Consider the following 23,608-nt stretch of genomic DNA (forward strand, 5'->3'; position numbering starts at 1 on the left):
GTAGGAGCGGGCTTGGCGCGCGATTTCAATCTTGTCGTTGCGTTGCTTCGCGGGGCAAGCCTGCTCCTGCAGGCAAAAAAAAGCGGCAGGGGAATGGCCCCAGCCGCTTTTTTGTATCAGCAAACCCGTAGGGTTTACTTCACTTCCACCGCCAGGCTCTGGGCGATCTTGTTTTGCCAGATCGCAGGACCGGTGATGTGTACCGACTCGCCATTGCTGTCGACAGCAACGGTCACCGGCATGTCCTTGACCTCGAACTCGTAGATCGCTTCCATGCCCAGTTCGGCAAAGGCCAGGACCTTGGACTTCTTGATCGCCTGGGCGACCAGGTAGGCAGCGCCACCGACGGCCATCAGGTAGACAGCCTTGTTGTCCTTGATCGCCTCGATGGCGGTCGGGCCACGCTCGGACTTGCCGATCATGCCCAGCAGGCCGGTTTGCTCGAGGATCTGGCGGGTGAACTTGTCCATCCGCGTAGCGGTGGTCGGACCGGCCGGGCCCACCACTTCGTCGCCTACCGGATCAACCGGGCCAACGTAGTAGATGAAGCGACCCTTGAGGTCGACCGGCAGCTCTTCGCCCTTGTTGAGCATCTCGACCATGCGCTTGTGCGCAGCGTCGCGACCGGTGAGCATCTTGCCGTTGAGCAGAATGGTCTCGCCCGGCTTCCAGCTCTGTACCTCTTCCGGGGTCAGGGTGTCGAGGTTGACGCGGCGAGCCGATGGACCGGCTTCCCAGACGATTTCCGGGTAGGCGTCCAGCGACGGCGCTTCCAGGTCGGCCGGGCCGGAGCCGTCGAGCACGAAGTGGGCGTGACGGGTAGCGGCGCAGTTGGGGATCATGCACACCGGCAGCGAGGCGGCGTGGGTCGGGTAATCCATGATCTTTACGTCGAGCACGGTGGTCAAGCCGCCCAGGCCCTGGGCGCCGATGCCCAGCTGGTTGACCTTCTCGAACAGCTCAAGGCGGATCTCTTCGATACGGTTCTGCGGGCCGCGGGCCTTGAGTTCGTGAATGTCGATGGATTCCATCAACACTTCCTTGGCCATGACGGCGGCTTTCTCGGCGGTACCGCCGATGCCGATGCCGAGCATGCCAGGCGGGCACCAGCCAGCGCCCATGGTCGGAACGGTCTTCAGTACCCAGTCGACGATCGAGTCGGACGGGTTGAGCATGGCCATTTTCGACTTGTTCTCGGAACCGCCGCCCTTGGCCGCCACGTCCACTTCCACGGTGTTACCCGGGACGATGGAGTAGTGGATGACCGCCGGGGTGTTGTCCTTGGTGTTCTTGCGCGCACCTGCCGGGTCGGCAAGGATGGACGCACGCAGGACGTTTTCTGGCAGGTTGTAGGCGCGGCGCACGCCTTCGTTGATCATGTCGTCCAGGCTCATGGTCGCGCCATCCCAGCGCACGTCCATGCCTACGCGCACGAACACGGTGACGATACCGGTGTCCTGGCAGATTGGGCGGTGGCCGGTGGCGCACATGCGCGAGTTGATCAGGATCTGGGCGATGGAGTCGCGCGCGGCAGGCGACTCTTCACGCAGATAGGCCTCATGCATGGCCTGGATGAAGTCAACGGGGTGGTAGTACGAAATGAACTGCAGGGCGTCGGCAACGCTCTGAATCAGGTCGTCTTGCTTGATCACGGTCATGCAGCGCGCTCCTCTTAAAGACGGGAACATTCAATAAGGTATTCCGACGCGGACAGGCCGAGGTGTCGAAACGACCTTTCACGGCGCGACGACGGACAGGCCGGCGGCGCAAAAAGGCGCGGCAGTATAGCGCGCATCCGTGCCCGGCACACCTGCGAGTGGTCTGGACGAAGGTCGGCTACCGATGGGCACCCTTTTTGCGTGCCAGCGCCGGGCTTTGCCCCTAAAGTGGCGGTTGGCCATGGTGATAGCGAGCGGGAGACGATCAATGCCTGAACTCTGTGTGGGCGAGCGCTGCTGGACGGTGCCGACGGGCAGTAACCTGCTCGATGCGCTGAACGGCGGTGGGTGCTCGGTGCCCTACAGTTGTCGGGCTGGCAGTTGCCATGCCTGCCTGGTGCGTTGCCTCGAAGGCGTGCCTGGCGACGCCTTGCCGGGTGCCTTGGGCGCAGACAAGCGCGAGCAGGGCTGGCGCCTGGCCTGCCAGTGCCAGGTCGAGGGCGACTTGCGGGTGGCGGTGTTCGATCCACAGCGCGATGGCGCACCTGCCCGGGTAGCCAGTGTGGAGTGGCTGAGCGCCGAGGTCCTGCGCCTGCGCCTGCAGCCTGAGCGCCCCTTGCGCTACCAGGCCGGGCAACACCTGGTGTTGTGGAGCGCGCAGGGGGTGGCCCGGCCTTACTCGTTGGCCAGCCTGCCCGGCGACGAGCCGTACCTGGAGTTCCATATCGATTGTCGCCAACCCGGCGCATTCTGTGATGCCGCGCGCCAGTTGCAGGTGGGTGACGAAGTACGGCTGGGCGAATTGCGCGGTGGCGCGCTGCACTACGATGCCGATTGGCAGGAGCGCCCACTGTGGTTGCTGGCTGCGGGCACGGGGCTGGCGCCATTGTGGGGCATCGTGCGCGAGGCCTTGCGCCAGGACCACCATGGGCCGATACGGCTGTTGCACCTGGCTCACGATGACCAGGGGCATTACCTGGCCGCAGAACTGGCCGTGCTGGCCGAACGTCATCCGCAACTGCAGGTCGAACTGCTGACCCCGCAGGTGCTACCCCAGGCGCTGGCCGCGCTGCGCCTGCAGTCCCGGCAGACGATTGCCCTGGCCTGTGGATCGCCAGCCAGCGTCGAGCTGTTTGCCCGCCGATTGTTCCTAGCCGGTTTGCCGCGCAACCAGCTGTTGGCCGATACCTTCACCGGCCATGCCTGAACGGCAGGCATAAAAAAACCGCAGCACAGGCTGCGGTTTTTTTATGGCGAAGGCCTGATCAGACCAGCGAATCACCGACATGCAGGATCTTCATGCCGTTGGTGCCACCGATGGTGTGGTAGCTGTCGCCTTTGGTCAGGATCACCCAGTCACCTGGCTCGACCAGGCCGCGCTTGAGCAGCTCGTCCACCGCTGCCTGGCTGACTTTTTCCGCCGGCAGGGCAGCCGGATCGAAGGCAATCGGGTAGACGCCGCGGAACATCGAGGCGCGAGCCTGGGTAGCGCGGTGCGGGGACAGGGCGAAGATCGGCACGTGCGAACGCAGGCGCGACATGATCAGCGGGGTGTAGCCACTCTCGGTCAGGGCAATGATTGCCTTGACGCCCGGGAAGTGGTTGGCGGTGTACATGGCGGCCAGGGCGATGCTTTCGTCGCAGCGCTCGAAACGGGTGTGCAGGCGATGGCTGGACTTCTGGTTGGTCGGGTGCTTTTCAGCGCCCTGGCAGATGCGGGCCATGGCCTGTACGGCTTCGATCGGGTAGGCGCCGGCGGCGCTTTCGGCCGAGAGCATCACCGCGTCGGTGTTGTCGAGCACGGCGTTGGCGACGTCGGACACTTCGGCACGGGTCGGCATCGGGTTCTGGATCATCGACTCCATCATCTGGGTGGCGACGATCACGGCCTTGTTGTTGCGACGGGCATGCTGGATGATTTTCTTCTGGATCGCGATCAGTTCGGCGTCGCCGATTTCCACGCCCAGGTCACCGCGGGCAACCATCACCGCGTCACTGGCGGAGATCAGGCCGTCGAGAGTTTCATCGTCGGCTACCGCTTCGGCGCGCTCGATCTTGGCCACCAGCCAGGCGCTGCCGCCGGCTTCGTCGCGCAGGCGACGGGCGTATTCCATGTCGCTGGCGTCACGCGGGAAGGAAACGGCCAGGTAGTCCAGGTCCATTTCTGCAGCCAGCTTGATATCGGCCTTGTCTTTTTCGGTCAGGGCCGGTGCGGTCAGGCCGCCACCTTTGCGGTTGATGCCCTTGTGGTCGGACAGCGGGCCGCCGATCAGTACCGAACAGTGCAGGGAGTCGGCGGTGGCGGTTTCGACACGCATCACCACGCGGCCGTCGTCGAGCAGCAGCTCGTCGCCGACGCCGCAATCCTTGACCAGGTCCGGATAGTCGATCCCGACGATTTCCTGGGTACCTGCGGTCAGCGGGTGAGCGGTAGAGAAGGTGAAGCGATCACCGACTTTGAGTTCGATGCGCTTGTTGGCGAATTTGGCAATACGAATCTTCGGACCTTGCAGGTCGCCCAGCAGTGCCACGTGGCGACCCAGGCGCGCAGCGATCTCACGGATCAGGCGGGCGCGGGCTTTATGCTCATCGGGGGTGCCGTGAGAGAAGTTCAGGCGGGCGACATCCAGGCCGGCAAGGATCAGTTGTTCGATAACTTCCGGCGAGTTGCTGGCGGGGCCAAGGGTGGCGACGATTTTGGTACGGCGGATGGTCATGCACAGACTCCTATAGTGAAGCGCAGCGAAAGGCTACTCTGGAATTTCGCTGTAGTCATTGTTCCTTTGCACTACCTGCCCGCGGGGCAGGGTGGCGTTTGAACGGTAGTCACCGCGCCTACAGAATTCGTGGAGCAGGCCGATACACTGTCCATTGAAGGAGATCCCCCATGCGAGCCTTGATCGTTCTAGCCCTGGCCACCAGTGTCGTCGGCTGCACCCGTTGGTCGATGGACCATCACCTGAACAATGCCTACCGCGCCTATGATCGCGGCGATTGCGAGAAAGTGATGCTGGAGCTGTCCCAGGTCGATCGCACCAGCCGCGCCCGGCCGTTCATCCACCCCGAAGTGTCGATGCTGCGTGGCCAGTGCCTGGAGCGTCAGAAGCTGTATGTCGATGCGGCGCAGACCTACCTGTACCTCATCCAGCGCTACCCGCAGAACGAATACGCCTACCGGGCCCGGGCCCGTTTGCAGACCCTGGAACAGCTGGGCCACTACCGCGGCGGCGAGACGGCCATTGCCCGCCCGACCAGCACCACACCTTGGCGTTAATACTAACGTGCGGTCTCGCGGCTGTGACGCCAGAGTGGGATTTGGACTAAGCTTGAAGGTGACGTATCCGCTTCACAGCCGCACTAGCGCGGCCCTGCTATAAGGGTCTTCGACAGCGATTCCGACCATGTTTCACGAGCGCCACATCGAGCGTCACCAGCTCCCTTACTACCTCAAGGTCTTCAACCGCTTTACCGACCAGCCCATCGGCTACCTGGGTAACGTGTCCGAAGACGGCCTGATGCTGATCAGCCAGTTGCCGATGCTGATCGGCCCGGATTTCGAGTTGCAACTCAAAGTGCCTGGCCGCGATGGCGAACTGCACCTGATCAATCTCACCGCCAGTTGCCTGTGGAGCCATGAAGACCAGACGCCCGGTCACTACGATTCCGGGTTCATGCTGCTGCAGGCCCCGCGCGAATACGCGCAGTTGGTCAGGGCCCTTCATCAATACTTCAGTTTCCTGCCGTTGAGCGCTTCGGCCTGAGACTGGCCGTGACGGGCCAGTGGCCCTAGACTCTGGACGATCTTCTGTTCAGGAACGTCCCGTGAGCTCCAGCATCTTCTGGCACGACTACGAAACCACAGGTATCAACCCGCGTTGTGATCGGCCCTTGCAGGTGGCCGGTGTGCGCACCGACCTTGATCTCAACGAAATCGAGGCGCCGATCAGCCTCTATTGCCAACCCAGTGACGACATCCTGCCGCATCCGGCGGCGTGTCTGGTGACCGGCATCACGCCCGCGCAGCTGGCAAGCGAGGGCTTGAGCGAGGCTGAATTCATGACCCGGGTACATGCCGAACTGGCGCGTCCGGGCACCTGCGGGGCGGGCTACAACAGTTTGCGCTTCGATGACGAAGTCACCCGCTACAGCCTGTACCGCAATTTCTTCGACCCCTATGCCCGCGAATGGCAAGGCGGCAACAGTCGCTGGGACTTGATCGATGTGGTCCGTACCACCTATGCGCTGCGCCCGGATGGCATTGTGTGGCCCGAGCAGGACGGCCGCACCAGCTTGCGCCTGGAGCTTTTGACCGCCGCCAATGGTATCGATCATGGTCAGGCCCACGAGGCACTCAGCGATGTAAGGGCAACCATTGCACTGGCGAAATTGATCCGCGAGAAACAACCGAAACTCTATGAATGGTTGTTTCAATTACGCAGTAAGCAGAAAGTCCTGGATCAAATTCGCTTGCTTCAACCCCTGGTACATATTTCCGGACGTTTCTCTGCGGCGCGCAATTACCTGAGTGTGGTCTTGCCGTTGGCCTGGCATCCGCGCAACCGTAATGCCTTGATCGTTTGTGATCTGCAAATGGACCCTCAGCCCTTGTTGCAGGAGGCGGGCGATGCATTACGCCAGCGTTTATACACGCGCCGTGATGAATTGTCTGAAGGGCAATTGCCCGTCCCCTTGAAGTTGGTGCATATCAATCGCTGTCCGGTGGTGGCGCCGTTGAATGTAGTGCGACCCCAGGATCAACAGCGATTGGGACTGGATATGTCCTTGTTTGAAGTGCGGGCATCCCGTCTGGTGGCAGCGCAGGCAGATTGGCAGGAGAAGTTGCAGACTATCTACGCCGAGGAGGAGTTTGCCCCGTGCGAAGATCCCGAGCAGCAGTTGTATGACGGATTCATTGGCGATCGCGATCGGCGCTTGTGTGAGCAAGTGCGTACCGTGGACCCGCATCAATTGGGGCAGGGGCACTGGATGTTCGATGACGAGCGATTGCCTGAATTACTGTTTCGTTACCGCGCGCGTAATTTCATCGACACCTTGAATGAACAGGAGCGGCAACGTTGGCACCTGTTCTGCCAGCAGCGCCTGACCGACCCGCAAATGGGCGCGCCCAACACGCTGGGGGACTTCGAGCAGGCCTTGCAAGGCTGCTGGGACCAGGCCGATGCCACGCAGCGCGTGTTGCTCGGCCACTGGCGCACGCATGCCCAGGCGCTGAAGTTGCAGTTCGGTATTTAAAGGATATTGAGCGGAATTGACCGTCGATTGAAATAAAAAAACGCCAGCATGCTGGCGTTTTTTATTGGCGTAACATTTGGTCACGTAGTCAGGCAATTAGCCCAGCAGGGTAGCCCAGCTTTCAACCACGTCGCCGCCCCACTTGGCTTTCCATTCTTTCAGGGTCTTGTGGTTGCCGCCTTTGGTTTCGATGACTTCACCGTTGTGCGGGTTCTTGTATTGCTTGACCTTGCGCGCGCGCTTGGTACCGGTGGTTTTAACTGCGCCACGTGGGGCTTTATTCAGTTTGGCTTCCGGGTCGAGGAGGGCAATGATGTCACGCAGCGATTTCGAATATTCGCCCATCAGTGCACGCAGTTTGCCTTCGAATTCCAGTTCGGTTTTCAGCTTGTCGTCTTGCGACAGATTCTGCAAACGGGCCTGCAGTTCTTTGATGGCTTCTTCGGTGGCGCGATATTCGTTGATCAGGGACATGTGGCGTTCCTTGGAAATTGAGGTATCAGGTAGACAGTGGGGGCAATAATAGTCAGAGCGTACTGCCAAGTAAACATTAAACTGGGTAATCAGTCGGCATTGTGTTAAATCGACTCGATAGAGTGCATTAAGAAAAATTTACAAACTAAGCCGTTCGGATAATTCCTAACTTAGGCGCTACGCGGCAGGTAACGCGGGCTCGCGCCTGTTCGCGGCCACGTCGAGGTGGGCGACAGGGCGCGTGCATTGCCTACTGCAGTTTTTCCGGGCACTCGCTAGAATGTGCGCCTTTGCGAAGTTTCTGGAGTCTCATTCATGCGCACCTACCGGCTGGTGATTGCTTGCCCCGACCGCGTTGGCATCGTCGCCAAAGTCAGTAATTTTCTGGCGTCCTATAACGGCTGGATCAACGAAGCGAGCCATCACTCCGATGAGCAGAGCGGTTGGTTCTTCATGCGCCACGAAATTCGTGCCCAGACCCTGCCGTTTGGTATCGAGGCATTTCGCGAGGCATTCGCGCCGATTGCCGAAGAGTTCTCCATGGTCTGGCGCATCACCGACACCGATCAGAAAAAGCGTGTGGTGTTGATGGCCAGCCGTGAGTCCCACTGCCTGGCCGACCTGCTGCACCGCTGGCATGCCAAGGAACTGGACTGCGATATTCCCTGCGTGATTTCCAACCACAACGACCTGCGCAGCATGGTCGAGTGGCATGGCATCCCGTTCTTCCATGTACCGGTCGACCCGCAGGACAAACAACCGGCGTTCGCCGAAGTCTCGCGCCTGGTCAAGGAGCATGGCGCCGATGTCGTGGTACTGGCCCGCTACATGCAGATCCTGCCACCGCAGCTGTGCCAGGAATACGCGCAGCAGGTCATCAACATCCATCACAGCTTCCTGCCCTCGTTCGTCGGTGCCAAGCCTTACCACCAGGCGTCGTTGCGTGGCGTGAAGCTGATTGGCGCCACCTGCCACTACGTGACCGAAGAGCTGGATGCCGGCCCGATCATCGAACAGGACGTGGTGCGTGTGAGCCACAGCGACAGTATCGAGGACATGGTGCGTTTCGGTCGTGACGTCGAGAAGATGGTCCTGGCCCGTGGCCTGCGCTACCACCTGGAAGACCGTGTGCTGGTCCACGGCAACAAGACGGTGGTCTTCAACTAAGCCCGCCGCATGGAGGTTGCAGCATGGCCGATCCCCTCGACAAGGCAACCTCCAAGGCTCCGCCGACCCTCGGCGAGGGCTGCCTGGCCCGCTACGACCCGGACGCCCTCGACAGCGAAGACGGCACCGACTTTCCCGGTGCCGCCGAGCTCTGGGAACAGGTAAAACCCGCTAGCGACGAACCCGTGCCTGATTGAAGCGCAAGCGCTCCAGCAGTGGGCGACCCAGCAGGCAGAGAAATACCGGGCCACCGGCGATCAGGTAGAAATAATAGGTCACCGCGCGCCAGATCAGAATGGCCGCCGCCGCCGTGGATTTACCCACCAACGGCGTCAGCAGGGTGGCCGAGGTCAGCTCGGCCGCGCCGGCACCGCCTGGCAGCAGGCTGAATTGCCCGGCGCTGAGCGAGAGCATCTGCACCAGGAAACTCAACACCCATTGCAAGTCCACGCCCAGCCCGCGCAGGGCCAGGTACAGCACGCTGTAGCGCAATCCCCAGTGCAGGCAGGTCAGGGCGAACACCAGGGCCAGGGTGCGCTTGGGCAATCGCCAGGTTTCGGCCAGCGCACGAAAGAAGTGCAACACTTTGCGCGTCCAGCGTCGGCGCCGGGAGGCCGACACCTTCAAGCGGTGCAGCAGCCGGCCAATGAGCCGTAGCAGTGCTCTTCGACAGCCCACCAGTGCCAGCCCAGCCACCAGTACCCCGAACATCAGCAGGGCGCTACCCGCGAGCATGCCTTCCAGGCTGCGGCCCAGGCTGTGGAACACGGCGTAGCCGGCGATGCCCAGCATGGCGCAGAGAAAAAACAGAAGGTCGTTGATCTGGTCGGCGGCGAACACTGCACCACTGCGAGCCGGGCCGATGCGATCCCTGGCCAGCAGGGCGATCAAGGCCAGCGGCCCGCCGCTGCCTCCGGGGGTGGTACAGATAGCGAACTCCGTGGCCATGATCACCCCCAGGCTCCTGACGCGGCCCAGGTTGGCGCCCTGGCTGCCCAGCAGCAAGCGCAGGCGAATGGCATTGATGATCCAGCACAGCAGGATCATGCCCAGCAAGCCAAGCATGAGCCCGGGGTCAAAGCCACGCAGGCGGACCAGCAGATCGCTGCCGCCAAGCAAGGCCGGCACCATCAGGGCAAGCACCAGGGCGAAGAGCAGCCACGCCAGGCGCTTCACGAAGAAGGCCTGCCGGCCAGCCAGGCGGACTTGGTCAGGGGCGTGCGGCCCTGCTGCAACAAACGCTGCAGGGTACGCATCCAGTATTGACGGGAAGCACGGTGGCGCATGTCGACCGGGTGCAGGCCCAGGCGAATCACTGGCGCTTGTTCAAGGCGGGCGGCCTGGAGGTCGCAGGCAATTCGTGACAATCCCCGGCGCCACGCGCTGCGGGCGCTCCACACAAGGCCGGGAGCAGCGAGGGCTGAGAAGCCTGGCAAGCGATAGAGGTAGCGTGGGTCGCTGGTGTACTGCAAGGGCACGCTGCCCAAGGCCTGGCGCGTACCTTCGCCCATCAACCAGGCCGGGGCGACGAAGCCAGCCACTGGCCAGTCGAAACTCTCGAACAGCGCCATGCCGGCTTGCAGGCGCTCCAGGGCAGTAGCCCGGTCGAGGCTGTAGAACTCACCTTCATGGGTGTAGATGCGGCGCATGAAGTAGTTGCCCGGCGAGCGTGGGGGCGGGCTGTCATCGAGGTGGAAGTAGCCATGCAGGACCAGTTCGTCGCCGCGCTGCAGGCGCCGGTCCAGCATCCGGCGAAAATCCGTGGCCTGCGCCAGGGGATCGCGCTTGTGGAAGTCCGGAACCACCAGCCAGGTCAGGGGGATGTTGCCCAGGGCATCGACCGCCTCGACGAAGGGCTGGTAGTCCGGCCAGGTATGAGGGGCCACGTCATGCAGCACCAGTAGCAGGCTGCGCGTGGCCGTCTGGCTATTGGTGGGCTCAGGCATGGGCGCGTACCGGCAGGCTGTAGCCGAGCACTGCGCGGTAGTGGGCCAGCAGGCCGTTGACCACCGTGTCCCAGGCGTAGTGCTGCTCGGCATGCATTCGACCTTGTTGGCCGAGCTGCGCGGCGCCCTGTTCGAACACTTCGCGCACCGCCCTGGCCATGGCCTGGCCGTCATTGGGTTGGCACAGGCGCCCGAAGCGCTCGTCGACGATTTCCTCGAAGGCACCCGCCGCCACTGCAATCACCGGAATCGCACTGGCCATGGCCTCGAGAATGACCAGGCCGAACGTTTCCTGGTCACCGGCATGGACCAGTGCGTCGGCGCTGGCCAGCAGCCGGGCGACTTCATTGGCCGGGCAGAAGTGGTCGATGACCGTGACATTGGCCGGAACCATCGTGGGCATGTGCGAGCCGACCAACAGCAGGTGATAGTGCTTGCCCAGGCGTTTCATGCAGTCGAGCAGCACCGGCAGGTTTTTCTCCCGCGAGCCGCGGCCGGCAAACACCAGCAGGTGAGTGTTGTCGGCAATCTTCAATTGCTGGCGCACGGTGTTATCGCGATGGCGCGGGTGAAAAGCCGCGAGGTCCACGCCCAGGCGCTGGACGTGCACATTGTCGATACCCAACCCGCGTAGTTTGTGGGCCATTACCTGGCTGGGGGCCAGGACCCGGTCGAAATTGCCATACAGCTTGCTGACATAGGCCTCGACATTGGGCGTGAACCAGTTGCCCATGCGGTTGCTCACCAGCAGCGGCAGATCGGAGTGATAAAAGCCGATCACCGGCACATCGAGCTGGCGGCGTGCATCCAGGGCAGCCCAGGCGGTCAGGTAAGGGTCGCCGACCTCGATCAGGTCGGGTTGTAGGTCGTGCAACACGTTGCGCCAGGGCGCCAGGCGCAACGGAAAGCGATAGCCGTTGCCAAAGGGCAGGGCCGGGGCCGGTACCTGGTAGATGCCGTTGGCATGACTGGCACTGGCACCGGGAATCAACAGGCTGTGGCGGACATCGGGGGTGTGCCCCAGGCGGCGATGTTTGGCATCAAGATAGGTACGCACGCCGCCGCTGGCGGGGGCGTAGAACATGGTGATGTCAGCGATGTGCACGATCAGCATCCCTCCGAGATCGCATTCAGAGTGTGTCTTCAGGCATTGGCATGCACCTGAGGACGCGCCCTAAGGTTGACCTCTCCTAAGGATAGTTTGTTCGATCGGGCTTAAGGGGAGGGGCAGCGGCGGGCGCCGCTGCCCAGAGCCGCTCAGATGCGGAAACTGCCGACCAGCTGTTTCAGGCGGCTGGCCTGTTGTTCCAGGTCGGCGCAGGCGCGCAGGGTCGATTGCAGGTTTTCGACCCCTTCCTGGTTGAGCATGTTGATCTCATTGATGTCCATGTTGATCGAGTCGACCACGGCGGTCTGCTCTTCGGTGGCGGTGGCCACCGACTGATTCATGCCGTCGATCTCGCCGATGCGCACGGTAACGCTGCCCAGGCGCTCGCCGGCCTGGTTGGCGATCTCGACGCTGTCCTGGCTGTGGCGCTGGCTCTGGCCCATGGTGTCGACCGACTCGCGGGCCCCGACCTGCAGCTCCTCGATCATGTTCTGCACCTGTTGCGCCGACTCCTGGGTGCGATGGGCCAGGTTGCGTACTTCATCGGCGACCACGGCAAAGCCACGCCCGGCTTCGCCGGCCCGGGCCGCCTCGATTGCGGCGTTGAGGGCCAGCAGGTTGGTCTGTTGGGAGATGCTGGTGATCACTTCCAGGATCTGGCCGATGTTGACGGTCTTGCTGTTGAGCGTCTCGATGTGCGAACTGGAAGTGCAGATCAAATCCGACAGACGGTTCATCGCGGCGATGCTGCGATCGACCACCTGCTGGCCTTCCTCGGCCAGGTGACGGGCTGAGCTTGCCTGTTGCGAGGCCTGGGCTGCGTTATGGGCAATTTCCTGGGCAGCGGCACCGAGCTGGTTGATGGCGGCGGCCACACTGTTGGTGCGGTTGGACTGCTCGTCGGAGTTGACCATCGAGGAGTTGGAGGCGCTGACCACCCGCAGGGCGACTTCGTTGACCTGCTCGGTGGCCGAGGACACTTCACGGATCGAGCCGTGGATGCGCTCCACAAAACGGTTGAACGCCGTGCCCAGGGTGCCGAACTCGTCATGGTTGTGGATGGTCAGGCGCTTGGTCAGGTCGCCTTCGCCTTCGGCGATGTCTTCCATGGCGCGGGTCATGGTGTGCAGGGGTTGCAGCAACACGCGGATCAGCAGGCCGAGCAGGGCGATGATGATCACTACGGCGACCAGGGTGGCGATCACCGCCGAGGTGCGGAACTCGCTGAGCATGGCGTAGGCCTTGCTCTTGTCTACGGACAGGCCGATGTACCAGTTGGCCGACGGCAGGCCTTTGACCGGGGCGAAGGTCAGCAGGCGGGTCTCGCCGTTAAGCTGGACCTCGCTCAAGTCCTTGGTCAGGCGCGGGGTGTTCTGCGGGAACAGGTCCGACAGCGACTTCATCACCAGGTTTTTGTCCGGGTGCACGAGGATCTTGCCCTGGTCGTTGACCAGGAAGGCGTAGCCCATGCCGCCGAAGTTCAGCGAGTTGATGATTTCGGTCAGGCCGTCCAGGGCCAGGTCGCCGCCTACCACGCCGACGTTGCGTGCGGCGGTGGCGACCACTGAAATCACCATCTTGCCGGTGCTGACATCAATATAGGGTTCGGTCAGGATCGGCCCGTTGGCGGCCATGCCGTCCTTGTACCAGGGACGAACGCGCGGGTCGTAGCCATCGGGCATTTTGGTTTGCGGGCGAATGGTGAAGCCGCCGTTGACGTCACCCAGGTAGATCGTCAGGAAACTTGAAACCAGCGCTTGCTGGCCGAGCAACGTGCCAATGTGTTCGGCATCAGGGTAGGTGGCAATGTTTTGTGCCACGTTCTGAACCAACAGGATGCGTCCATCAAAAAGATTCTTGATATTGGTCGAAGTGGTATCGCCCATCTCGGCAAGATAACTTTCCAGATCTTCGCGAATGGCATTACGCTGCAAGAAATCGTTGTACAAAGTAAAGAGTGTGAACGCGATCATGACGATCAGAGAAGCGGCCAGAAGGATCTTGTGGCTGAATCGGAGGCTTTTGTTCATAACGTGTCGGTCCGCTAAGGTTTTGTTATCCGGGTTCGTTCGCACAAAGAACAGTTTGAAAGCAGTGCAGGTCCCCTTTCCTTGTCGGGCTTATCCTGTCTTTCTGGTGGTCTATCGCTAACTTGATATCGGCCGATTCGAGCCAAAGCTTAAATAGAGGGTGAAAAAACATGCCTGACTCTTCGCAGTTCATGCTCGGCGCGGATCTTGCCGGTCAACCGGTGTCGCAGGCGATGCGCCTGGCCAACCGCCACGGTCTGATCGCCGGGGCTACCGGTACGGGCAAGACCGTGACCCTGCAGCACATGGCCGAGGCCTTCAGTGACGCCGGGGTCGCGGTATTCGCCGCCGACGTCAAGGGCGACCTGTGTGGCCTGGGCGCAGTGGGTAACCCGCAGGGCAAGGTGGCCGAGCGCATTGCCGGCATGCCCTGGCTTGAGCATCGGCCGCAGGCGTACCCGGTCAGCTTGTGGGACATCCACGGGCAATCCGGTCATCCCTTGCGCACTACCCTCAGCGAAATGGGCCCTTTATTGCTGGGCAACCTGCTGGAATTGACCGACAGCCAGCAAGCGGCGCTGTATGCCGCCTTCAAGGTGGCCGATCGTGAGGGGTTGCTGCTGCTCGATATCAAGGACCTCAAGGCGCTGCTTGCCCACCTCAAGGACAACCCGCAATTGTTGGGCGAAGACACTGCCCTGATGACCACCGGCTCCAGCCAGGCGCTGTTGCGCCGCCTGGCTACCCTGGAGCAGCAGGGCGCCGAGGCGCTGTTCGGCGAGCCGGCGCTGCAACTGGAGGATATCCTGCGCCCGGATGCCGATGGCCGTGGGCGTATCCACCTGCTCGATGCCAGTCGCCTGGTCCATGAGGCACCGAAGGTGTATGCGACCTTCCTGCTGTGGCTGCTCGCCGAATTGTTCGAGCAGTTGCCCGAACGCGGTGATGCCGACAAGCCGCTGCTGGCCTTGTTCTTCGATGAAGCGCACCTGCTTTTCAACGGCACGCCCAAGGCGTTGCAGGACCGCCTGGAGCAGGTGGTGCGGCTGATTCGCTCCAAGGGCGTCGGCGTCTACTTTGTCACCCAGTCACCGAGCGACCTGCCCGATGATGTCCTGGCGCAGTTGGGCCTGCGAGTGCAGCATGGCCTGCGGGCGTTCACCGCCAAGGAGCAGAAGTCGTTGAAAGCCGTGGCCGACGGTTTTCGTCCCAATCCTGCCTTCGACACCTTGGGCGTACTGACCGAGCTTGGCATCGGTGAAGCGCTGGTGGGCACCCTGCAGGAAAAAGGCACGCCGGGCATGGTCCAGCGGGTGCTGATCGCACCGCCGCAATCGCGGATCGGACCTTTGAACGAAGCCGAGCGCGCTGCATTGATCGCGAGTTCTCCGCTGGCCGGGCGCTATGACAAACCGGTGGATCGTGAGTCGGCCTACGAAATGCTCATGGCACGAAAGGGCGACGCCGTGGCACCCGGACAGGCGCCGGCAGCGGCCGAGGAAAGCCTGGCCGACAAGGCGGGTGAGTTCCTGCAGAGTGCGGCCGGGCAGGCCATCAAGTCGGCCGTGCGTCAGGCCGCCAATCAGTTCGGGCGCCAGTTGGTACGCGGTTTGATGGGATCACTGCTGGGTGGCAGCAAGAAACGCTGAAATGCAGGCATGAAAAAGGCGCCTTGAAGGCGCCTTTCTCAATGCGGGATCGTTCAGACGATGAACTTGGTCGCCAGCCAGAACAAGGCTGCCGAGAGACCCACGGTTGCCGGCAGGGTCAGGACCCAGGCCAGCAGGATGGTGCGCACGGTGCCGCCTTGCAGGCCGCTTTTGTTCGCAACCATGGTACCGGCGACACCCGACGACAATACGTGGGTGGTCGATACCGGCAGGCTGAAGATGTTCGCCATGCCGATGGCGCACGCCGCGGTGATCTGGGCCGACATGCCCTGGGCATAGGTCATGCCCTGCTTGCCGATCTTCTCGCCGATGGTCAGCACCACACGCTTCCAGCCCACCATGGTACCCAGGCCCAGGGCCAGGGCTACCGCCAGGATTACCCAGAACGGTGCGTATTCGGTGGTGGCGGTCAGGTCTTTGCGCAGTTTGTCCAGGTCAGCCTTTTCACGGGCCTGCAGGCCTGGCAGCTTGCCGACTTTCTTCGCCGTGTCGTCCAGGCAAAGCAGGTAGCGGCGCACTTCAACGCGTTTTTCCGGGGTCAGCGAGCGGTACTCGGTCACGCCCTTGAGCGATTGCAGCAAGGCGTTGATGGTCGGCTCGGTCTGCTGCGGGTTGCAGCTGAACTACGCGGGCATGGCGCCATCCTGCGCTTTGCCCAGGGCCAGGAACTCACCCAGGGTCGCTTCATTGCGCTGGTAGAACTGGCTCAGGTGCAAGGTGGCGTCGCGGGTACGCTCGATCTGGTAGGTGGTGCTGTTGAGGTCCAGAACGAACTGGGCCGGCACGATACCGATCAACACCAGCATGATCAGGCCGATGCCTTTCTGGCCGTCGTTGGAGCCGTGCACGAAGCTTACGCCCATTGCCGATATCACCAGAACCAGGCGGTTCCAGAACGGTGGGTGCTTTTTATCGTCCAGCTTGCGGCGCTGCTCCGGCGTCTTGTGCATCTTCGACAGCGGGCGCCACCATTTCAGGCCCAGCAGCACCAGTGCCGCGACGGCAAAGCCGGCCATGGGCGAGAGCACCAGGGACATGCCGATGTCGATAGCCTTCTGCCAGTTGACACCGTCACCCAGGGGAATGTCGCTGATCAGCGCGTTGGCAAGGCCTACACCGAGGATCGAACCGATCAGGGTATGGGAGCTGGAGGCCGGGATACCGAAGTACCAGGTGCCCAGGTTCCAGGTGATGGCGGCGGCCAGCAAGGAGAAGACCATGGCCAGGCCATGACCGGTGTTCACATTGATCAGCAGCTCTACCGGCAACAGGTGGACAATGGCATAGGCCACCCCGACACCGCCGAGCAGAACGCCGAGGAAGTTGAACACCCCGGAGAAGAACACCGCCAGGTGCGGCGGCATGGCTTTGGTATAAATGACTGTAGCTACCGCATTGGCGGTGTCATGAAAGCCATTAATGAACTCGAAGGCGAGTACGAAGGTCAAAGCGAGCAGCAAGCTCACCAGTACCCAGGCATCAAGTCCGCTGAATAAATCGATCATGAAGGTTTTCTGACCCGGTCATAAGGGGGCGCGATTATGCCAGAAAACCCTGCTAATCGATGCACTTGCTGCTGACTGGTCTTCGCTTTCACGGCGTTGCCGCAATGGCGAAAGTGCCGGGAACGATGAGGAAAATACCCCTGAAAATCAGGAAAAATCCTGAAAATTTAAAGGTTTAGGACTTTTCCTAACGGTCATGAAAAATTCAAACGACCGTATTAAATTTGTGAGATTCCATTACCAGCTGCTGTAGGCGGTGTAACGATCACCCCTACGAATCCGACCGCGCCGCAGCGTCTGCCGCCTGCATCAGGCAGGCGGCAACGACCGGCGAATGCTAGCCCTCGTCGGTCTTCAACTCTTTCTCGATTTTTTGCAATTCCTGGGCAAAGGCCTGGTCGAGAATGCTGGCGCGTTTGCGCCAAGGCTTGCGCTCAGGGTCGGGCTGGGCGGCATAGGTGGTGACCTCTCCGCCGTAAACTTCCTTGTAACGTTGTTCCTGGCGCTCAAGTTCCGCGCGCAGTTCGTCTTTCGTCACAGTGCTACCTGTTGGTTATGAATAAACTCTGGCGTTAACGCATTAAAGCGGTGCAACAGCACAACTTGCAATGCGGCTACGCTGCCAGAGGGGCATGACTGTCGCAGCAACAGTAGTTCTGAGTATGCACACAATTATGAACAACAACGTATTCAACCTTGCGGTAATTGCATCGACCCGGTACCGCATTTGTTCAAGCAGGTGTGGATTGGATCCGACGAGTGCCTGCGGTGCGGTAGTACGGAGTTCTATTATAGCCTGCAGCTTGAATAACGATGTCAGCCGATAATGGCTGTTTGCTTGTGCCAACAAGGGCGGCATGTTGTTAAACACTTGTAGAGGCTGGAACGGAGCCGGTCAATCGGCCGCTGCTCCAAGGGTTGCGGTCACGCTGAATCCAGGAGGAGAAAAAACGGCCTCGCTTCGTGGGCAAGGCCGTGCCTGGGACTTCTACGGTGGGTACCTGACCAGTCTCTCCAAGAAGCCACATGGTGGCGGTAGAAAGGTATAAGCAATTGAGGGTGGCGGTCAATTGCGATTATCGGTCGTTGGTTCGATAATCGCCCCAGTGACCGTGTTGCCGAGGTGAACCATGACTGAAGAAATACCGCCCAAAGGGCCCGGATTGAACGATCAGGTGCGCAGTTCGTTTGCGTCGCTGGCGCCGCCCATCGTCGCTTCGCCGGCCAGGCGTATCCAGGCCTTCACCGGTGATCCCGACTTCATGACGTCGCTGGCCCGGGGGCTGGCCGTGGTCCAGGCCTTCCAGGAGCGCAAGCGCCACCTGACCATCGCCCAGATCAGCCACCGAACCGAAATTCCCCGCGCCGCCGTGCGCCGGTGCCTGCACACCTTGATAAAGCTGGGTTACGCGACCACCGACGGGCGCACTTACTCGCTGTTGCCCAAAGTGCTGACCCTGGGACATGCCTATTTGTCGTCCACGCCGCTGGCGGTGTCGGCCCAGCCGTACCTGGACCGCATGAGCGACCAGCTGCACGAGGCCTGCAACATGGCCACCCTCGAAGGTGACGATATTCTCTACATCGCCCGTTCGGCCACGGTGCAGCGGCTGATTTCCGTCGACCTTTCGGTCGGTGGCCGGCTGCCGGCCTATTGCACATCCATGGGGCGGATCCTGTTGGCGGCCCTGGACGACGCCACTTTGCATGAATACCTGGAGCACGCCGACCTGCAGGCCAAGACCAGCCGTACCATTCGCGACCCGGTGGCATTGCTCGAATGCCTGCAGCAGGTCCGCCAGCAGGGCTGGTGTGTCGTCGACCAGGAGCTGGAGCAAGGCCTGCGCTCGATTGCCGTACCGGTCTACGATGCCTCCGGCCAGGTGTTGGCCGCGCTGAACGTCAGCACCCACGCGGGCCGGGTCAGCCGTACCGAGCTTGAACAACGCTTCTTGCCCATCATGCTGTCGGCCAGCCGTGACCTGAGCGCCCAGTTGTTTGCCTGAAACAGCACTTCCTGTTCGATAAACGCACACAGATGCGTTTATCGAATTGCGCCGGTTCCAGCGTCTTATTAATGTCGCTCGCATCGGTCAGCCTGCCCTGACCGCCCATAATAATGAGCGAGAGGCGAATGCCCCCCATGACCCCTATCCCTTTCAAGCACCGCCCGCAGTCGTTTCATCGCGAACTGCGCGGCTGACTCGCACTCCTTCAACCGATCCTCACCGTCTGTGCCGTTCACGCGCGCACCCGCACACTCGCGCGCTCCTACTGGATAAAAATAATGAACAGTCCCCACGCTGCTGTTGGAAACTGCCTCGATGTGCAGTCCTTCATCAATCAACAACCGCTTTCGCGCTATCAATGGCGGGTAGTGATCCTGTGTTTCCTGATTGTCTTCCTCGATGGCCTGGACACCGCAGCGATGGGCTTCATCGCCCCGGCGCTGTCCCAGGACTGGGGGATTGATCGCGCAAGCCTGGGCCCGGTGATGAGCGCCGCGCTGATCGGCATGGTGTTCGGCGCCCTGGGTTCTGGCCCGCTGGCCGACCGCTTCGGGCGCAAAGTGGTGCTGGTGGGAGCGGTGGTGCTGTTCGGCGCCTTCAGCCTGGCCTCGGCCTACAGCACCAACGTCGACCAGTTGCTGGTGCTGCGGTTCCTGACTGGCCTGGGTCTGGGCGCGGGCATGCCCAATGCCACCACGTTGCTGTCCGAGTACACCCCCGAGCGGCACAAGTCGCTGCTGGTCACCAGCATGTTCTGCGGTTTCAACCTGGGGATGGCCGGTGGTGGTTTCATCTCGGCCAAGCTGATCCCGACCTTCGGCTGGCACAGCCTGCTGCTGATCGGTGGCGTGCTGCCGCTGATTCTGGCGGTGGTGCTGCTGTTCTGGCTGCCGGAATCGGCGCGCTACCTGGTGGTCCGCAATCGCGGCACCGACAAAGTGCGCAAGACCCTGGCGCCTATCGAGCCGGGCATCGTCGGCCAGGCCTCGAGCTTCAGCGTGCCGGAACAGAAAACCGTCAAGGCGCGCAATGTGTTCGCGGTGATTTTCTCGGGAACCTACAGCGTTGGCACCTTGCTGCTGTGGCTGACGTACTTCATGGGCCTGGTGATTGTGTACCTGCTGACCAGCTGGTTACCGACCCTGATGCGCGACAGTGGCGCGAGCATGGAGCAGGCCGCGTTCATTGGTGCGCTCTTCCAGTTCGGCGGCGTGCTCAGTGCCGTGGCCGTGGGCTGGGCGATGGACCGCTACAACCCGCACAAAGTGATCGGCACCTTCTACTTGCTGGCCGGGGTATTTGCCTACGCGGTAGGGCAGAGCCTGGGCAACATCACCTTGCTGGCGACCCTGGTACTGATTGCCGGTATGTGCGTCAACGGTGCGCAGTCGGCCATGCCGTCGCTCGCTGCACGCTTCTATCCGACACAAGGCCGCGCCACGGGTGTTTCGTGGATGCTGGGTATTGGTCGCTTCGGCGCCATTCTCGGCGCCTGGATGGGGGCGACGCTGCTGGGCCTGGGCTGGAACTTCGAGCAGGTACTCACCGCGCTGGTGATCCCGGCCGGCATTGCCACCGTGGCAGTCATCATCAAAGGCATGGTCAGCCACGCCGACGCCACGTAGGTGGGAGCGGGCCTGCCCCGCGATTTTGTGCTGGCTCAACCGGCCTCATCGCGGGGCAACCCCGTTCCTGCAAGACTTTCTTAGCAAGGCAACAATTGGTTCGATAATCGAACAGTTAGTCGATTATCGGATTGTACCGCCCAAAGCCCCGCCGTAATCTGGACCCATACCGGCGCCTCTCGAGGCGCCTTGCACACCGACCTCGACTCAGCATATCCAGGAGTCTGCAATGGCTGAAATCCTCTCGCTCCACGACGCCGTGAAGCAGTTCGTCCACGACGGTGACAGCGTCGCCCTCGAAGGCTTCACTCACTTGATTCCAACCGCCGCCGGGCATGAAATCATTCGTCAGGGCAAGAAAGAGCTGACCCTGGTACGCATGACGCCTGACCTGATCTACGATCAGCTGATCGGCTCCGGTTGCGCTCGCAAGCTGATTTTCTCCTGGGGCGGCAACCCGGGCGTCGGCTCCCTGCACCGTCTGCGCGATGCCGTGGAAAAGCAGTGGCCGCAGGCCATGGAGATCGAGGAACACAGCCACGCCGACCTGGCCAACGCCTACGTCGCCGGCGCTTCGGGCCTGCCGTTCGCAGTACTGCGCGCCTATGCAGGTTCCGACCTGCCCAAGGTCAACCCGCTGATCAAGAGCGTTACCTGCCCGTTCACCGGTGAAGTGCTGGCCGCCGTCCCGTCGGTTCGCCCGGACGTCACCGTGATCCACGCACAGAAGGCCGACCGCAAGGGCAACGTGCTGCTCTGGGGCATTCTGGGTGTACAGAAGGAAGCGGCCCTGGCGGCCAAGCGTTGCATCGTCACCGTCGAAGAAATCGTCGACGACCTGAACGCGCCGATGAACGCCTGCGTACTGCCCACCTGGGCATTGTCGGCGGTCTGCCTGGTACCAGGCGGTGCCCACCCGTCCTATGCCCACGGCTACTACGAGCGTGACAACCGTTTCTACCAGGCCTGGGACCCGATTGCCCGCAGCCGTGAATCCTTCACCGCCTGGATCGACGAGTACATTCGTGGCACCGCCGACTTCAACGAATTCAAGGCAAAACTGGCCAGCGCTTCGGAGGCTGCACAATGAGCTACTCCACCAATGAAATGATGACCGTCGCCGCAGCCCGTCGTCTGCGCAATGGTGCCGTGTGCTTCGTGGGCATCGGCCTGCCTTCCAAGGCCGCCAACCTGGCCCGCCTGACCTCGTCGCCCGACGTGGTGCTGATCTACGAATCCGGCCCGATCGGCGCCAAGCCGAGCGTACTGCCGCTGTCGATCGGTGACGGCGAGCTGGCCGAAACCGCCGACACCGTGGTGCCAACCGGCGAGATCTTCCGCTACTGGCTGCAGGGTGGCCGGATCGACGTGGGCTTCCTCGGCGCTGCCCAGGTCGACCGCTTCGGCAACATCAACACCACCGTGGTGGGCGACTACCACCAGCCAAAAGTACGCCTGCCGGGCGCAGGTGGCGCACCGGAAATCGCTGGCTCCGCCAAGCAGGTGCTGATCATCCTCAAGCAGTCCAATCGCGCCTTTGTCGACAAGCTCGACTTCATCACCTCGGTCGGCCATGGCGAGGGCGGTGATTCGCGCAAACGCCTGGGCCTGCCGGGCGAAGGGCCGGTAGGCATCATCACCGACCTGTGCATCATGGAGCCGGAAGCCGGCACCCACGAGTTCGTGGTGACCTCGATTCACCCAGGCGTGACTCGCGAGCAAATCGTCGCCGCCACCGGATGGGCCATCCGTTTCGCTGACGATGTGGCCACCACCGTCGAGCCGAGCGAAGTCGAGCTCACCGCCCTGCGTGACCTGGAAGCACGCACTGCCGCCGCCCACGGCCAAGCGCCTGGAGAAGCCTGATGCGTGACGTATTTATCTGCGATGCCATCCGTACCCCCATCGGCCGCTTTGGCGGCGCCCTGGCCGGTGTGCGCGCCGACGACCTGGCGGCAGTGCCGATCAAGGCCCTGATCGAGCGTAACCCGAAGGTGCAATGGGATAAGTTGGACGAAGTATTCCTCGGCTGCGCCAACCAGGCCGGTGAAGACAACCGCAACGTCGCCCGCATGGCGCTGTTGCTGGCCGGCCTGCCAGACAGCGTGCCAGGCGTGACGCTCAACCGCCTGTGTGCCTCGGGCATGGATGCGGTGGGCACGGCGTTTCGTGCCATTGCCAGTGGCGAGATGGAGCTGGCGATTGCCGGCGGTGTCGAGTCGATGTCGCGCGCGCCGTTTGTGATGGGCAAGGCCGACAATGCCTATTCGCGCAACATGAAGCTGGAAGACACCACCATCGGCTGGCGCTTCATCAACCCGTTGATGAAAGCCCAGTACGGCGTCGATGCCATGCCGCAGACCGCCGACAATGTCGCCGACGACTACCAGGTGTCCCGTGCCGATCAGGACGCGTTTGCCTTGCGCAGCCAGCAGCGCACCGCCGCCGCCCAGGCCGCAGGTTTCTTTGCCGAGGAAATCGTGCCGGTGCGTATCGCCCATAAAAAAGGCGAGACCATCGTCGAGCAGGACGAGCACCCGCGTGCAGACACCACCCTCGAAGCCCTGACCCGTCTCAAGCCGGTCAACGGCCCGGACAAGACAGTCACCGCGGGCAACGCCTCGGGCGTCAACGACGGTGCCGCGGCCTTGATCCTGGCTTCGGCCGAGGCAGTGAAAAAGCACGGCCTGACCCCGCGGGCGCGGGTGCTGGGGATGGCCAGCGCCGGCGTTGCCCCGCGTGTGATGGGCATCGGCCCGGTGCCTGCGGTACGCAAGCTGACCGAGCGCCTGGGCGTTGCGGTCAGTGACTTCGATGTGATCGAACTCAACGAAGCGTTCGCCAGCCAGGGCCTGGCGGTGTTGCGCGAGCTGGGCCTGGCCGACGATGCACCACAGGTCAACCCCAACGGCGGCGCCATCGCCTTGGGCCACCCGCTGGGCATGAGCGGTGCACGCCTGATCCTCACCGCCTTGCACCAGCTGGAGAAATCCGGCGGTCGCATGGGCCTGGCAACCATGTGCGTGGGTGTGGGGCAGGGCCTGGCCCTGGCCATCGAGCGGGTGTAAACCAATGACCCCGGACAGGCGGCCCCCACGCAGGGTCGTGGGTCCGGGGTGATTGCTTGTGGAACAAGAGTGTTACTGGTTGTGTCTAGACTGCA

The 23,608-nt window shown here is 62.1% G+C and carries 20 protein-coding genes and 2 pseudogenes; 12 read left to right on the plus strand and 10 right to left on the minus strand.

Annotated features, from left to right (window positions below; all coding sequences use genetic code 11):
• Positions 1–134: 134 nt before the first annotated feature.
• The gene (locus NPS58_RS08915; RefSeq protein WP_274115096.1) at positions 135–1,658 is read right to left on the minus strand and encodes a fumarate hydratase; all 1,524 of its coding nucleotides are present in this window, start codon (positions 1,656–1,658) and stop codon (positions 135–137) included.
• 268 nt (positions 1,659–1,926) lie between these two features.
• On the opposite strand from NPS58_RS08915, the gene NPS58_RS08920 reads away from it, so the two are divergent.
• Positions 1,927–2,865 carry an iron-sulfur-binding ferredoxin reductase gene (locus tag NPS58_RS08920; protein ID WP_274115097.1) on the plus strand — a complete coding sequence of 313 codons (939 nt, stop codon included), beginning with the start codon at positions 1,927–1,929 and terminating at the stop codon, positions 2,863–2,865.
• 58 nt (positions 2,866–2,923) lie between these two features.
• On the opposite strand, the gene pyk is transcribed toward NPS58_RS08920, so the two are convergent.
• The gene (pyk, locus tag NPS58_RS08925) at positions 2,924–4,375 is read right to left on the minus strand and encodes a pyruvate kinase (protein ID WP_274115098.1); all 1,452 of its coding nucleotides are present in this window, start codon (positions 4,373–4,375) and stop codon (positions 2,924–2,926) included.
• A gap of 170 nt (positions 4,376–4,545) precedes the next feature.
• Between pyk and NPS58_RS08930 the strand changes: the two genes are divergently transcribed.
• From NPS58_RS08930 to sbcB, 3 genes are all read left to right on the plus strand, one after another.
• On the plus strand, positions 4,546–4,932 hold the full coding sequence (locus tag NPS58_RS08930; RefSeq protein WP_274115099.1) for a tetratricopeptide repeat protein: 387 nt from the start codon (positions 4,546–4,548) through the stop codon (positions 4,930–4,932).
• A gap of 127 nt (positions 4,933–5,059) precedes the next feature.
• Positions 5,060–5,419, plus strand: coding sequence for a PilZ domain-containing protein (locus NPS58_RS08935; protein ID WP_274115100.1), 360 nt, complete (start codon positions 5,060–5,062; stop codon positions 5,417–5,419).
• Positions 5,420–5,480: 61 nt separating this feature from the next.
• Positions 5,481–6,911, plus strand: a complete 1,431-nt coding sequence (gene sbcB, locus NPS58_RS08940; protein WP_274115101.1) for an exodeoxyribonuclease I — start codon at positions 5,481–5,483, stop codon at positions 6,909–6,911.
• A gap of 96 nt (positions 6,912–7,007) precedes the next feature.
• On the opposite strand, the gene mvaT is transcribed toward sbcB, so the two are convergent.
• The gene (gene mvaT, locus NPS58_RS08945) at positions 7,008–7,385 is read right to left on the minus strand and encodes a histone-like nucleoid-structuring protein MvaT (protein WP_274115102.1); all 378 of its coding nucleotides are present in this window, start codon (positions 7,383–7,385) and stop codon (positions 7,008–7,010) included.
• Between the two features lie 315 nt (positions 7,386–7,700).
• Here mvaT and purU point away from each other — a divergent pair, with 315 nt between their 5' ends.
• Complete coding sequence (gene purU / locus NPS58_RS08950) at positions 7,701–8,552, plus strand: formyltetrahydrofolate deformylase (RefSeq protein ID WP_028943351.1); 852 nt, start codon at positions 7,701–7,703, stop codon at positions 8,550–8,552.
• Positions 8,553–8,575: 23 nt separating this feature from the next.
• Entirely contained in the window at positions 8,576–8,749 is a 174-nt protein-coding gene (locus NPS58_RS08955; protein WP_274115103.1) for a hypothetical protein, read from the plus strand.
• Here NPS58_RS08955 and NPS58_RS08960 read toward each other — a convergent pair.
• From NPS58_RS08960 to NPS58_RS29575, 5 genes and pseudogenes are all read right to left on the minus strand, one after another.
• Positions 8,724–9,728: a lysylphosphatidylglycerol synthase transmembrane domain-containing protein gene (locus NPS58_RS08960; protein ID WP_274115104.1), complete on the minus strand. Its 1,005-nt coding sequence runs from the start codon at positions 9,726–9,728 to the stop codon at positions 8,724–8,726. The two genes, NPS58_RS08955 and NPS58_RS08960, sit on opposite strands and share 26 nt — an antisense overlap.
• Entirely contained in the window at positions 9,725–10,498 is a 774-nt protein-coding gene (locus NPS58_RS08965; protein ID WP_274115105.1) for a polysaccharide deacetylase family protein, read from the minus strand. The genes NPS58_RS08960 and NPS58_RS08965 overlap by 4 nt, the downstream gene beginning before the upstream one ends.
• Positions 10,491–11,612 (minus strand): glycosyltransferase family 4 protein, encoded by a 1,122-nt coding sequence (locus NPS58_RS08970; protein ID WP_274115106.1) that lies wholly within the window; start codon positions 11,610–11,612, stop codon positions 10,491–10,493. The genes NPS58_RS08965 and NPS58_RS08970 overlap by 8 nt, the downstream gene beginning before the upstream one ends.
• Positions 11,613–11,755: 143 nt before the next feature.
• Positions 11,756–12,520 (minus strand): methyl-accepting chemotaxis protein, encoded by a 765-nt coding sequence (locus NPS58_RS29570; protein ID WP_425313056.1) that lies wholly within the window; start codon positions 12,518–12,520, stop codon positions 11,756–11,758.
• 93 nt (positions 12,521–12,613) lie between these two features.
• Positions 12,614–13,636: pseudogene (locus NPS58_RS29575) on the minus strand (HAMP domain-containing protein); the annotation flags it as partial.
• Between the two features lie 170 nt (positions 13,637–13,806).
• Between NPS58_RS29575 and NPS58_RS08980 the strand changes: the two are divergent.
• Positions 13,807–15,285, plus strand: coding sequence for a helicase HerA-like domain-containing protein (locus NPS58_RS08980; RefSeq protein WP_274115108.1), 1,479 nt, complete (start codon positions 13,807–13,809; stop codon positions 15,283–15,285).
• Positions 15,286–15,338: 53 nt separating this feature from the next.
• Here NPS58_RS08980 and NPS58_RS08985 read toward each other — a convergent pair.
• Together NPS58_RS08985 and NPS58_RS08990 are read right to left on the minus strand one after the other, a co-directional pair.
• Positions 15,339–16,811, minus strand: a pseudogene (locus NPS58_RS08985) (inorganic phosphate transporter).
• Positions 16,812–17,148: 337 nt separating this feature from the next.
• On the minus strand, positions 17,149–17,349 hold the full coding sequence (locus NPS58_RS08990; RefSeq protein ID WP_028943358.1) for a hypothetical protein: 201 nt from the start codon (positions 17,347–17,349) through the stop codon (positions 17,149–17,151).
• A 592-nt stretch (positions 17,350–17,941) separates the two neighbouring features.
• On the opposite strand from NPS58_RS08990, the gene pcaR reads away from it, so the two are divergent.
• The 5 genes from pcaR (at position 17,942) to pcaF (ending at position 23,513) form a co-directional block, all read left to right on the plus strand.
• The gene (pcaR, locus tag NPS58_RS08995) at positions 17,942–18,817 is read left to right on the plus strand and encodes a pca regulon transcriptional regulator PcaR (protein WP_274115109.1); all 876 of its coding nucleotides are present in this window, start codon (positions 17,942–17,944) and stop codon (positions 18,815–18,817) included.
• 281 nt (positions 18,818–19,098) lie between these two features.
• A complete protein-coding gene (locus tag NPS58_RS09000) occupies positions 19,099–20,445 on the plus strand; it encodes an MFS transporter (protein WP_274115110.1) in 1,347 nt (448 codons plus the stop codon).
• A gap of 229 nt (positions 20,446–20,674) precedes the next feature.
• Complete coding sequence (locus tag NPS58_RS09005; RefSeq protein ID WP_274115111.1) at positions 20,675–21,535, plus strand: CoA transferase subunit A; 861 nt, start codon at positions 20,675–20,677, stop codon at positions 21,533–21,535.
• Positions 21,532–22,311 carry a CoA-transferase subunit beta gene (locus NPS58_RS09010; protein WP_274115112.1) on the plus strand — a complete coding sequence of 260 codons (780 nt, stop codon included), beginning with the start codon at positions 21,532–21,534 and terminating at the stop codon, positions 22,309–22,311. Before NPS58_RS09005 ends, NPS58_RS09010 begins: the two co-directional genes overlap by 4 nt.
• On the plus strand, positions 22,308–23,513 hold the full coding sequence (gene pcaF / locus NPS58_RS09015) for a 3-oxoadipyl-CoA thiolase (RefSeq protein ID WP_274115388.1): 1,206 nt from the start codon (positions 22,308–22,310) through the stop codon (positions 23,511–23,513). Before NPS58_RS09010 ends, pcaF begins: the two co-directional genes overlap by 4 nt.
• Positions 23,514–23,608: the final 95 nt, after the last annotated feature.

This window comes from Pseudomonas putida (assembly GCF_028682455.1).
In the GTDB taxonomy this organism is placed as follows: Bacteria; Pseudomonadota; Gammaproteobacteria; order Pseudomonadales; family Pseudomonadaceae; genus Aquipseudomonas; species Aquipseudomonas putida_AA.